The sequence below is a fragment of the Ramlibacter aquaticus genome (genome assembly GCF_015159745.1).
In the GTDB taxonomy this organism is placed as follows: Bacteria; Pseudomonadota; Gammaproteobacteria; order Burkholderiales; family Burkholderiaceae_C; genus Ramlibacter; species Ramlibacter aquaticus.
Window position 1 is genome coordinate 1 of sequence record NZ_JADDOJ010000114.1, and the last position, 10,583, is coordinate 10,583.

The window sequence follows — 10,583 nt, forward strand, 5'->3', positions numbered from 1 at the left end:
CTCCCCCGGTGGCCCGCACCGCCCCGTCGTTCGGCCGCGGCCTTCGCGTCCCTGCCCGGCTTCAGCCGGGCTTTCGTGCGATGAGCGTCAGGAAGACCTTGCGTGTGCCGCCGGGCGCGTCGAATTCCTGGTGCGCCTGGTGCAGCATCTGCCAGCCGGCCATCCCTTGCAGCAGGCCGTCCTCCTCGAACAGGCAATGCCCGGCCGCATCGAACATCCCCAGGTAGGTGGTGCCGCGCACCAGCACGTTGAGCACCAGCACGCCGCCCGGGCGCAGCAGCGCCTGCAGGCGCTCGAGCTGGCGCTGCGCGGTGGCGCAGTCGAAGAACATCAGCAGGCCGATGCAGGCGATGGTGTCGAAGCGGCCTTCGGGCACGACGCTGCGCAGGTCGGCCTCGCGCGCCTCCAGGGGCAGGTGCTCCCGCGCCGCGACCTCCTGCAGGTGCGCGATCGCGGTGGCGCTGGCGTCCAGCGCGAGCACGCGGCAACCGCGGCGCGCAGCGGCCAGCGCAAGGTTGCCGAGGCCGCAGCCGTAATCCAGCATGTCGCCCCGTACGTGGGCGAGCGCGGCCTGCTCGAAGGGGTTGAGCGCGAGCTCACCCTGGCGCAGCTGGCGCTGGAACTGGGCCTCGAAGAAGTCGATGCTGGCGTTGGCCATCACGCAGTCATCGTAGTGCGGCCGTAGCCCCGCTTCAATGCGGGGCGCGCACCGCCGGCCGCACGGGGCCGCGGCGTGGGCCGGGCCGGGGTGCCCGCGCTCAGCGTGGGCCGGGGCGGCGCGCGCCCGCTCAGCCGGCCGCCGACAGCAGCTGCGCGATGGCCGCGACGTGCGCGTCCTTCAGCGCCTGCGGCTTCACCTCGTCCTCGGCCGCCGTCTCGTCCTCGTAGGCCTGCAGCGCGGCACGCAGGGACTCGGCGTCCGGCCAGGTCATGACCTCGTCGCGCGGGCACAGGTGCCGCATGGTGTGGTACCAGTAGTAGCCGTCGGCGCCACCGAACAGCTTGTCGATGCCCGCCAGGTCGTTGCTCTTGACCTGGTGCTTGCGGAGGATCTCGTCGAGGACGGGGTGGGAAAGGGTCAGGGGCATGGGCGGATTCTACGAAGGGCGGCCCGGGCCGGGCGGCACGGGCCGCCGGCCGGCTCGAGCTCATCCGCTGCGGCGGCCCGGCGTCACGGCAGGCCTTCAGGCCTGCGCGAGATAGCCCGGGTCGGGCAGCACGCCTTCCAGGCGCGGCAGCTCGGGCTGGCGCGCCCGCACGACGCCACCGCGCGCCTTCAGCCACTGCTCCACCACCTCCCAGACCTGCCGGTTGCCGGCAGACCGCGCTTCCTCGGCCACGGGTGCCCAGCCGGCCACCTTGTACTGCTTGCCGGCCTCCAGCGGCTTGCCGCCCAGGCGCATGTCCTTGATGCGCTGGCCCATGGGGGCGGTGGGGTCGCAGGCGTACTGCAGGCCGCCCACGCGCACCATGTCGCCGCCCTGCTGGTAGTAGGGGTCGGGGTTGAAGAGGTTGTCGCACACGTCCTCCAGCACGGTCTTGATGGTCTCGCCGGTCATGGGCGTCACCGTGGCGTAGGAGTAGGTGGTGGCGGTCATGTCCATCAGCCATTCGCGCGTGATGTCCTGGCCGGCCAGCAGGGTCGTGCCCCAGCGGAAGCCGGGCGAGAAGGCGATCTCGGCGCCCTGCACGTCCATCAGCGCGTCCAGGATCAGCTGGTCGCCGCTGCCGTTGAAGTTGCCGCGGCGGTACAGCGTGCCCTCGGTCACGGCCAGCTTCTCGCCGAGCCGGGCCTCGTAGGGCGCGCGAACCTTGCGCACCAGGGCTTCCATCGCCGGGTCGGGCGGCAGCATGTTGGCGAACACCGGCAGCAGGTGGTAGCGGAAGTCCTGCACCTTGCCGCCGCGCACGTCGAAGTCCATCACGCCGAGGAACTTGCCGTTCGATCCGGCGTTGGTCACCAGCGTGCGGCCGCCGCGGTTGGCGACCACGCTGGCCACCGGCATGCCGTCGTGCGTGTGGCCGCCGAAGATCGCGTCGATGCCGGTCACGCGGCTGGCCATCTTCAGGTCCACGTCCATGCCGTTGTGGCTGAGCACCACCACCACCTGGGCGCCCTTGCCGCGCGCCTCGTCCACCATCTTCTGCAGGTTCTCGTCCTGGATGCCGAAGGTCCAGTCGGCGACGAAGTAGCGCGGGTTGGCGATGGGCGTGTAGGGGAAGGCCTGGCCGATGATGGCGCAAGGCACGCCGTTCATCTCGCGGATCACGTAGGGCTTGAAGACCGGGTCGCCGAAGTCGGCGGTCTTCACGTTCTGGGCCAGGAAATCGACCTTGCCGGCGAAGTCCTTGCCCACGATCTCCTGCACGCGCTCCATGCCCAGGGTGAATTCCCAGTGGCCGGTCATCACGTCCACGCCCAGCAGCTTGCAGGCCTCGACCATGTCCTGGCCGCGCGTCCACAGCGCCGTGCCCGAGCCCTGCCAGGTGTCGCCGCCGTCCAGAAGCAGCGAGCCGGGCCGCGCGCTGCGCACCCGCTGGACCAGGGTGGCCAGCTGGGCGAAGCCGCCCACGCTGCCGTAGCGGCGCGCCGCCTGCTCGAAATCCAGGCAGGTCAGCGCATGGGCCTGCGCGCTGCCGGCCGGCACGCCCGCGGCCTTGAGCAGCTGCTCGCCCACCAGGTGCGGCAGGCGCCCCTTCATGCCGCCCACGCCCAGGTTCACGCTGGGCTCGCGGAAGTGGATGGGCCGCAGCTGCGCATGGCAGTCGGTGATGTGCAGGAAGGAGACGTTGCCGAAGCGGGGCACGTCGTAGAGGCCGTCGGCGGCCTGGGCCGCGTCGGCCTCGCTCCATCGGCCCAGCGACATGCCGGCCACGCCGGCCGCCGCCATCACTTGCAGGAATTCGCGCTTGCTGAGGTTCATGTCACTCATTCACCGGGGAGTGGGGATCGAGCAGCAGGGCCATCAGGTCGCGCACCTGCTGCTCGTCGAGGATGCGATGCCCGAAGCGCGGCATCAGGGAGCAGGCGTTGTAGGCCTTGGCGTTCCAGATCTTGCCCCAGGTGTATTGGACGATCGCCCGCGCCTCGGGGCTGGCCGGGTCCTTGACGCCGCGCAGCTTGCCGTACTGGTAGAGGCTGGGGCCCAGGGTGCCGAAGGCGATCTCCTGCTTCGAGATCTGGTGGCAGTTGTAGCAGTTGCCGCCGTTGGGCACCTTGGCGTCGTCGATCCAGGTCAGGCCGCGGCCGTTCTGGGCGATCTCCTCGCCCACCTTCCAGTCGCCCAGGAAACGGTCGCCCGCCGGCCACTGCACCTGCTTCATGTTCGCGGCCTCCAGGGCCTTGGCGCGCTCCTCGGCCAGCGGCTTGCCGGCGGCGTCGGCCTCGCTGCACTCCTTGTTGGTGTCGTCCTGCACCAGGCGGTCCAGCTGAACCGGGCCCTCGGCCCGGAAGGAGGCCTGGACCACCTCCGCCGTGCGGCGCCCGATGTCGACGCTGCCGGGCAGGGCCGCGCAGCCGGCGGCCAGCACGGCGGCGGACACGACTGCCAGGGCGATGCGATGTTGCTTCTTCATGGCCTGCACCTCCTCAACGCTTGATGGCCGGGGCCACGGATTCGCCGCCCTTCGCGTTCACGCCCAGGTAGGTCATGAGCGCGACGGTGGCCTCGCTGCCGAACGCCGGGTACGGGAAGCGCTGCTGGCGCAGGCAGTCGTTGATGCGCTGCTGCATGCCCCACATCTGGCCGTTGGACACGCGGTAGGCCGGCCAGCTTCCGAAGCCCGCCGCCGCGCCCTTGGCGGCGCTCAGGTTCGCGAGGTCCTGCAGGCGGATGCGCTTGTCGTCCTGGCCGTGGCAGGTGGCGCAAGAGAAGTCGTGCGGGCCGCCGCGCATGAAGAACAGGCGCTTGCCCACTTCGTAGGCCACCTTCTCCTGCGGGTGGGCCTGGGACAGGTTGAACTTCATGCCCTTGGACTCGGACGCGATCCAGGTGGCCAGCGCCGTCACGTCGGCCTGCTCGCCCTTGCCGAAGGGCGTGGCCGCGATCTTCTTCGCGTCCAGGCCCTGCAGCGTCTCCATGCAGGTCACCAGGCGGGATTCCAGGTCCTGCACGCGGCCGGTGTCGGCGAACCAGCGCGGCAGTTCCACGAAGGCGCCCTTGACCACGCCAGGGCCCTTGCCCAGGTCGCACTTCTCGAGCGAGGCCTTCCTGGGGCCGCGCTTCTCGGTCCACAGGGCCTCGCCCTTGGCCTCGAACAGCTCGGACGGGTTGCCGTCGGCGAGCATGGCCCGGTATTCCTCGATCGACTGGCTCGCCGTCTTGCCGGTCTGGGCGGCCACGCCGCCGGCCACGGCCAGCAGGGCCGCCATCGCCATGATCCTTGCCATGCGCCTGTCTCCTCGTTCCGGTGGGGCTGCCAGCGTCAGCTGACGGTGGCTTCGTCGGTGCGGCTGTCGCCGTGGTTGTCCTTCCAGCTGATCGCGATCTTGTCGCCGGCCTTGGCGCCCTTCACGGTGAACTGCAGGAAGGGGTTCTTGGCCACCGCTGGGCCCCACTCGGCGCTGAGCACCACCTTGCCGTTGAGCGAGGCCGTGACCTCGGTGATGTGCCAGGCAGGGATGATCTTGCCGGCGGCGTCGCGCCGCTGGCCGGTCTCCATCTCGTGGCTCATGAGGACGCGGACCAGGGCGCCGCTGGGGTTGGCCTGGGCGCGGATGCGCATCGGGTCTGCCATGTTTTTTCTCCTTGGGTGTCAGCCGCCGCAGCCGCCGAGGGTGACCTTGACTTCCTTCTTCGCGAAGAAGGCCTTGTTGTCGGTGGTGATCGCCACCGCGTAGACGTCCGAGGACTGGCCCATCTTGGCGCGGGTGACGAAGTTGGGTTCCACAGCGTCGGTGACGTCGAACTTGGCCACCAGCGTGCTGGGGTTCTTCTCGACGAGCACCAGCATGTGCTTCACGTTCTTGAGCGTGGTGGCCACGGTCATGGGCACCACGGCGCCGTTCTCGGCGATGTCGGGCGCCGTGAGCATCACGTCCTTGCTCTCGGCGGGCGCGCTGGCGCCGTAGGCCTTGAGCACGTCGTTGACGCTCTTGGCGTCGAAGGCCGTGGCGTTCCAGGCGGCCAGGGCCATGCGGGGGAAGAAGCCGGCAGCGGCAAGCAGGCCGGCGACGAATGCGCCCTGCTTCAATGCATCTCGACGGGTGGTCATCAGAGGTTCTCCGTGGGGGGTTGGAGGGGTTGTCGTTCGATGGAACGGAGGATGGATTCGGATCGGGCCGCGGGGGTTGACGGGCGTCAAGGCTGGGCGCCCGCCAGCCAGGTGGCGATGCGGCGCACGGTGGCGTCGTCCACGCCGGCCTGCGGCGGCATGGGGATGGCGCCCCAGGTGCCGGAGCCGCCGGAGCGGATCTTGCCGACCAGGTAATCGGCCTTGCCCTTGTGGCGTGCCGCGACTTCGGTCCAGCTGGGGCCGACGACGCGGTGGTCGGCGGCGTGGCAGCTGGTGCAGCTGGATTTCTGCATCAGGGCCAGCACCTCGGCCGGCACGGCCACCGTGGCGGCTGCGGCCGTTGCGGCCGCGGCCGCGGAGGCCGCCGCAGCCGGTGCGGCGCCGCGCGCCGCCGGGGCGCGCGTGTCGATGCCGCGCTGCGGGCCGACCAGGCGGTTCTGTTCGGCCAGGTTGCCGTTGGCGCCCAGGGCGAACTCCGGCAGCAGCGAGGTCACCTTGGCCTCCACCGGGCAGTCCTTCATGCAATTGCTGCCCTGCACGTCGGGCTTGGGCTGGCTGCCCGGCAGGCCGCCGCCCGGCCACATCGCGTGCGCGCTCGCCATGCCGTTGCGGTTGGGCATGCGCTGCTGCACCTCGGCGATGTTCTTGTCCGAGAGCGTGAAGTCCGAGGGCACCACGTCCGCCAGGTTCAGTAGGTAGGCGGTGGCGGCGTACACCTCGTCCACGGTCAGCGACTTGGGCGCGTTCCAGGGCATGGCGCGGTGGATGTAGTCCCACAGCGTGGACACCGTGGGCACCTTCATCAGCGTGGTGCGGCCGGGGTAGTCGTTGCGGCGCAGCGCGGCCACGCGGCCGGTGCGGATGTCCTCGGCGGTGGTGCCGCCCACCAGCGGGTTGAACACCGAGTTCGCCTCGCCGAACACGCCGTGGCAGCTCGCGCACTTGCTCTCCCACACGTCCTGCCCCTTGGCCACGCTGCCCGAGCCGGGCGGCAGGCCCTTGAAGTCGGGCCGCACGTCGATGTCCCAGGCCTTCACCTCGTCGGGCGTGGCGTCCCGGCCGATGCCGGGGTAGCCCGCGGCCTGCGCGGCCACGCACAGGCCAGCGGCCATGCAGAAGGCGGCGATGCGCTCAACCCAGCTGGACATTCTTCACCTCGCCGCTTTCTTCGACCATCCAGGACTGGATCGCGTTGTTGTGGTAGATCGAGCGCGTGCCGCGCACGGCCCGCAGTTCGCGGTAGCTGGGCTGCACGTAGCCCGTCTCGTCGGTCGCGCGGCTTTGCACCAGGGCGGGCTTGCCGTCCCAGTCCCAGTCGAGCGAGAAGCGCGTGAGGCACTTGCTCATCACAGGGCCCTGCAGGCGCGCTTCGCGCCAGTTGCGCCCGCCATCCACCGACACGTCCACCCGCGTGACCTTGCCGCGGCCGGACCAGGCCAGGCCGCTGATGCTGTAGAAGCCCTTGTCCAGCAGCATCTGGCCGCCCGAGGGCGTGGTGACCACGCTCTTGCACTCCTGAATGCTGGTGTACTGGCGGTGCGTGCCGTCGGGCAGCAGGTCCACGTAGTGCACCGATTCGTCCTTGGTGCCGTAGGGCTGGTCGCCCACCTCGATGCGGCGCAGGTACTTGACCCAGCTCACGCCCTGCACGCCAGGCACCACCAGGCGCAGCGGGTAGCCCTGCTCGGGCCGCAGCATTTCGCCGTTCTGCCCGTAGGCCACCAGCACCTCGCCCGATTCGACCAGCGACATGGGGATGGTGCGCGTCATGGAGGAGCCGTCCGCCCCTTCGGCCAGCAGGAAGCGGCCTTTCTTGAAGTCCGCGCCGGCCATCTCCAGCAGCGTGACCAGGGGCACGCCGGTGAACTCGCTGCAAGAGAGCATGCCGTGCGTGTACTGGCAGGTGGGCACGGCGACGTTGCCCCACTCCATGCCGGTGTTGGCACCGCACTCGATGAAGTGGAAGCGCGACACCGAGGGCAGGCGCATCAGCTCGTCCATGGTGAAGACCTTGGAGGCCTTGACCATGCCGTTGATCATGAGGCGGTGGCGCGAGGGGTCGATGTCCCACCAGCCCTGGTGGTGGCGCTCGAAGTGCAGGCCGCTGGGCGTGACGATGCCGAACAGCGACTGCAGCGGCGCGAAGGACACCGAAGCCTGGGTGGTCTGCGTCAGGCCCGGGCTGCGCCGGCGCTGCACGTTGGCTTCGTGCTTCGAGGGCTTGCCGTAGCCCTCCAGCGCGACGGGCTGGCCCAGCCCCCGCGAGTGCTCGGGGAGTTCGAGGATGGCCGGGTCGCCCTTGCCCGCGGGCTGCGCGGCGAGCGCGGCGCCGCCCACGGCCGCCGCGGCGGATGCGAAGGCGGCGCGGATGAAATCGCGCCGGCCCTCGCGCGCCTCGCGCGCCGCCCGGTGGATGCCTTCCCGGTCCAGGAAGTTCTCCGGCGCTTTCTGTACACGTCCAGGGTTCATGTCGTCCAGCATCACATTCAAATATTCGGAACTACAAATATATAGGCCGCAAGGCCCGGCCCAGGATGGGGTTTACGCTAGGTTCCGCCGCGCGAGGCGGAGGCGCTCATCCAGGTAGGCGCCGTAGAAGTCGGGAATGGAGGCGCCCACCAGCCGCGGCGCGGCCTCCACGCCCGCGCGCCCGAAGAAGAGCAGCGTCGGGTAGCTGTCGACGCGCCAGGCGCGCAGCAGCGCGCCCTGGGTGCTGGCCTGGCCGGCGAAATCCGTGACCGGGGCCCGGCTGTCCATGTCCAGCTGCACCACGGCCAGTCCCTGCTCGCGCTGCAGCGGCGCCAGGTAGCTGTCGCGCACCATGCGGCAGAAGGGGCAGCCCTCCAGGCTGGCCATCGCGACCAGGGGCTGGCGCCGCGCGAGCGCGTCCTGCAGGGCCTGCGGCAGCGAGCGTGCCGCGGGCAGCGTCGCCGCCGTCGCGGCGCCCGCCACGCCCAGCCCGGCGCCGGCGCACGCGGCCTGCAGCCACAGCCGGCGCTTCATTTCTCCTGCTCCATCAGCAGGTAGGTGTTGTAGGCGTTCATGCGGTTGGCCACCTTGAACAGCGGCAGCTTCTCGAAGCGGCTCCAGTCGGCCGCGGCGTAGGCCTCGTCGAAGGGCGACATGTCGCGCGCGGCCTGCCCCATCACCTCGCGCAGGTACAGCAGGTAGTCGCGCGTGAGCTCCAGGTCGGCCCGCGCGTCGTGCGAGGCCGGCCCGTGGCCGGGCACGATCACGCCGGCCTGGAAGCGCAGGATCTCCTCCAGCGAGGCGATCCAGTGCCGGCTGTCGGCCTGGCCGACATAGGGAATGCGGTTGCGGAACACGATGTCGCCGGCGAAGAGCACCTTCTCCTGCGGCAGGTAGATGGCCAGGTCCTCGGGGGTGTGCGCGGGGCCGACCGGCCGCAGCTGGAAGTTCACGCCGCCGATCTCCAGGTCGCGCGGGCCGTCCAGCCACTCGTCGGGCACAACCAGGTGCGTGTCGCCGTCGATCCAGGGCGCGAGCTCGGTGCGCGAGGCCTCCAGGCGCAGGCGGGCGGTTTCTGAGCCCAGGTACTCCTGCGCCGCCCGGTGGGCGATGACCTTTGCGCCCACGGCCTTGAAGGCCTGGAGGCCGTAGACATGGTCGGCGTGGTAGTGCGTGAGGATCACGTGGGTGACCGGCAGCGGCGTGATGCGCCGGATCTGCGCCAGCAGCTGCCTTGCCAGCGCGGGCGAGCCCAGCGCGTCGATCACCACCACCCCGGTGCGCGTGACCACGAAGCCCGCGTTCGAGATGAAGTTCTGGTTGGCCGGCGACCCCAGGGCCGACAGCCCCTGCACGTACCAGGCCGAGGCCGACACGCGCTGCGGCACCATGGCTGGGGCCGCATCTTGCGCGGCGGCCGCGGGGGCCATGGGCGACGGCGGCGCCGCCGTCGCCGCACAGCCGGCGATGGCGAGGACGAACGCCAGGAGCGGCACCCCCGGGCGCCGTGCGAAAAATCCGGCCATCTCAGCCTCCGGCGTCGGTCTCGATCGCGATCTGGGTGCAGACGGCCCGGCACAGCGTGACCACGCGGTCGTTCACGATGCGGTAGTAGATCTGCACACCCTCGCGGCGGCGGCCGAGCACGCCGGCCTGGTACAGCGTGTTCAGGTGCTGCGACATGTTCGGCTGCGTGGTGTCGACCTCCGACAGCAGCTCGCTCACGTTCTTCTCGCCGTTGCAAAGGCAGCTGATGATCTTCAGCCGCATGGGCGAGGACATCACGCGGAAGATTTCGGCCGCCAGCTCGAAGACCTGGTCGGACTCCATGGACGGCTCGGGGGCACGGGCGCGGGAGGGCATGGTCAGGGCTTGATGTAGGCGTAGTGCTCGCGCGACTGCAGCTGGGCGATGCGCACCACGCCCGAGGGCGTGAAGTCCACGTCCAGGATGAAGTCGTTGCGCGAGAGCTTGCGCGTGGCGATGGTGTTCTCGCAGACCTCGAAGCGCACGCCGCGCGCCTTCAGCGCGCTGACCAGGGGCGCGTACTCGATGTCCGGGTTCTTCGCGTCGCGCGCGCCCTCGAACAGGAAGTCGACCCCGTTGCCGTGCGCCACCACGACGATGCGGGTGTCGGGCGCGGCGTCCAGGTGGTTGCGGATGTTGCGCAGCGCCTTGGTGGCCTGCTGCGCCGCGTCGTCGATGTGGTAGACCACGCGGTCCTCGGCGAGGGCAGGCGCCGGCGCGGCCATCCACAGGGAGACGAACAGGCTGGCGAACAGCCAGCGCAGCGGCGGGGTCATGCGGAACTCCGGGTGAATCATTGCCCGCAAATATAAGCGGATAATGAATTCAGCGGGGCCGGGTTGACCCTGAGAAGCCGCGCCTCAGGCGGCACGGTCCAGGCGCCAGGCCTGGTAGCGCACGCCCGCCACCGCGCCCGCGACCATGGCGGCGGCCGCCGTCAGGCTGGTCAGGCTGAGCGTGGAGACGCCGGTCACCCCCTGCCCGATGCTGCAGCCCATGGCCGTCACCCCGCCCACGCCCATGAGTAGGCCGCCGGCCAGGTGGTGCCCCAGGTCACCGGTGGAGGCGAAGCCTTCCCAGCGGAACTGGCGCCGTGCCAGCGCCACCGCGGCCGAGCCCGCCACCACGCCCGCGACCGAGACGATGCCCACCGTGAGGTGCTTTTTGGCGTCGCTGAAGAACAGCAGCCAGTCCAGCGCGAACGCCGAGGGCGCGATGAAGCTGAAGCCTTCGGCGCGCGTGGAGTTGGTGGCCAGCCAGGCCTGCTCCAGGGTTTCCGGGTGCTCCTGCAGGTGGCCGACGTGGCCGGTCAGCACCCACATGCCGAGCACCAGCAGGCCCACGCCCAGCCC

14 protein-coding genes are annotated in these 10,583 nt (G+C 70.5%); all 14 read right to left on the bottom strand.

All coding sequences use genetic code 11. The annotated features are described in order from the left end of the window. Window positions 1–61 precede the first annotated feature (61 nt). Window positions 62–658 carry an SAM-dependent methyltransferase gene (locus tag IM725_RS18735; protein WP_193782158.1) on the bottom strand — a complete coding sequence of 199 codons (597 nt, stop codon included), beginning with the start codon at window positions 656–658 and terminating at the stop codon, window positions 62–64. Between the two features lie 130 nt (window positions 659–788). Next, complete coding sequence (locus IM725_RS18740; RefSeq protein ID WP_193782159.1) at window positions 789–1,088, bottom strand: hypothetical protein; 300 nt, start codon at window positions 1,086–1,088, stop codon at window positions 789–791. A 96-nt stretch (window positions 1,089–1,184) separates the two neighbouring features. Continuing rightward, window positions 1,185–2,924: a thiosulfohydrolase SoxB gene (gene soxB / locus IM725_RS18745; protein WP_193782160.1), complete on the bottom strand. Its 1,740-nt coding sequence runs from the start codon at window positions 2,922–2,924 to the stop codon at window positions 1,185–1,187. A 1-nt stretch (window position 2,925) separates the two neighbouring features. Then, window positions 2,926–3,576, bottom strand: coding sequence for a sulfur oxidation c-type cytochrome SoxX (soxX, locus tag IM725_RS18750; protein WP_193782161.1), 651 nt, complete (start codon window positions 3,574–3,576; stop codon window positions 2,926–2,928). Window positions 3,577–3,589: 13 nt separating this feature from the next. Beyond that, window positions 3,590–4,390: a sulfur oxidation c-type cytochrome SoxA gene (gene soxA, locus IM725_RS18755; RefSeq protein ID WP_227753938.1), complete on the bottom strand. Its 801-nt coding sequence runs from the start codon at window positions 4,388–4,390 to the stop codon at window positions 3,590–3,592. Between the two features lie 35 nt (window positions 4,391–4,425). Further along, window positions 4,426–4,737 (bottom strand): thiosulfate oxidation carrier complex protein SoxZ, encoded by a 312-nt coding sequence (gene soxZ / locus IM725_RS18760; protein ID WP_193782162.1) that lies wholly within the window; start codon window positions 4,735–4,737, stop codon window positions 4,426–4,428. 18 nt (window positions 4,738–4,755) lie between these two features. Further along, window positions 4,756–5,214 carry a thiosulfate oxidation carrier protein SoxY gene (gene soxY, locus IM725_RS18765; protein WP_193782163.1) on the bottom strand — a complete coding sequence of 153 codons (459 nt, stop codon included), beginning with the start codon at window positions 5,212–5,214 and terminating at the stop codon, window positions 4,756–4,758. Window positions 5,215–5,300: 86 nt separating this feature from the next. Further along, window positions 5,301–6,383, bottom strand: coding sequence for a c-type cytochrome (locus IM725_RS18770; RefSeq protein WP_193782164.1), 1,083 nt, complete (start codon window positions 6,381–6,383; stop codon window positions 5,301–5,303). Next, window positions 6,367–7,704, bottom strand: a complete 1,338-nt coding sequence (soxC, locus tag IM725_RS18775) for a sulfite dehydrogenase (RefSeq protein ID WP_227753939.1) — start codon at window positions 7,702–7,704, stop codon at window positions 6,367–6,369. Before soxC ends, IM725_RS18770 begins: the two co-directional genes overlap by 17 nt. 72 nt (window positions 7,705–7,776) lie before the next feature. Then, complete coding sequence (locus IM725_RS18780) at window positions 7,777–8,238, bottom strand: thioredoxin domain-containing protein (protein WP_227753940.1); 462 nt, start codon at window positions 8,236–8,238, stop codon at window positions 7,777–7,779. Then, window positions 8,235–9,230, bottom strand: a complete 996-nt coding sequence (locus tag IM725_RS18785; RefSeq protein WP_407692539.1) for an MBL fold metallo-hydrolase — start codon at window positions 9,228–9,230, stop codon at window positions 8,235–8,237. The genes IM725_RS18780 and IM725_RS18785 overlap by 4 nt, the downstream gene beginning before the upstream one ends. Window position 9,231: 1 nt before the next feature. Beyond that, a complete protein-coding gene (locus IM725_RS18790) occupies window positions 9,232–9,567 on the bottom strand; it encodes an ArsR/SmtB family transcription factor (RefSeq protein ID WP_193782166.1) in 336 nt (111 codons plus the stop codon). Window positions 9,568–9,569: 2 nt separating this feature from the next. Further along, window positions 9,570–10,007: a DsrE family protein gene (locus tag IM725_RS18795; RefSeq protein WP_193782167.1), complete on the bottom strand. Its 438-nt coding sequence runs from the start codon at window positions 10,005–10,007 to the stop codon at window positions 9,570–9,572. 84 nt (window positions 10,008–10,091) lie between these two features. Next, window positions 10,092–10,583 (bottom strand): YeeE/YedE thiosulfate transporter family protein (locus tag IM725_RS18800; RefSeq protein ID WP_193782168.1); only part of this gene is annotated, 492 nt, incomplete at its 5' end.

Coding starts and splice junctions, on each gene's coding strand:
- soxB (WP_193782160.1), bottom strand. CDS start 2,924: ATGAACCTCAGCAAGCGCGAATTCCTGCAAGTGATGGCGGCGGCCGGC.
- IM725_RS18790 (WP_193782166.1), bottom strand. CDS start 9,567: ATGCCCTCCCGCGCCCGTGCCCCCGAGCCGTCCATGGAGTCCGACCAG.
- IM725_RS18785 (WP_407692539.1), bottom strand. CDS start 9,230: ATGGCCGGATTTTTCGCACGGCGCCCGGGGGTGCCGCTCCTGGCGTTC.
- IM725_RS18735 (WP_193782158.1), bottom strand. CDS start 658: ATGGCCAACGCCAGCATCGACTTCTTCGAGGCCCAGTTCCAGCGCCAG.
- soxY (WP_193782163.1), bottom strand. CDS start 5,214: ATGACCACCCGTCGAGATGCATTGAAGCAGGGCGCATTCGTCGCCGGC.
- soxC (WP_227753939.1), bottom strand. CDS start 7,704: ATGAACCCTGGACGTGTACAGAAAGCGCCGGAGAACTTCCTGGACCGG.
- IM725_RS18770 (WP_193782164.1), bottom strand. CDS start 6,383: ATGTCCAGCTGGGTTGAGCGCATCGCCGCCTTCTGCATGGCCGCTGGC.
- soxZ (WP_193782162.1), bottom strand. CDS start 4,737: ATGGCAGACCCGATGCGCATCCGCGCCCAGGCCAACCCCAGCGGCGCC.
- soxX (WP_193782161.1), bottom strand. CDS start 3,576: ATGAAGAAGCAACATCGCATCGCCCTGGCAGTCGTGTCCGCCGCCGTG.
- IM725_RS18740 (WP_193782159.1), bottom strand. CDS start 1,088: ATGCCCCTGACCCTTTCCCACCCCGTCCTCGACGAGATCCTCCGCAAG.
- IM725_RS18795 (WP_193782167.1), bottom strand. CDS start 10,007: ATGACCCCGCCGCTGCGCTGGCTGTTCGCCAGCCTGTTCGTCTCCCTG.
- IM725_RS18780 (WP_227753940.1), bottom strand. CDS start 8,238: ATGAAGCGCCGGCTGTGGCTGCAGGCCGCGTGCGCCGGCGCCGGGCTG.
- soxA (WP_227753938.1), bottom strand. CDS start 4,390: ATGGCAAGGATCATGGCGATGGCGGCCCTGCTGGCCGTGGCCGGCGGC.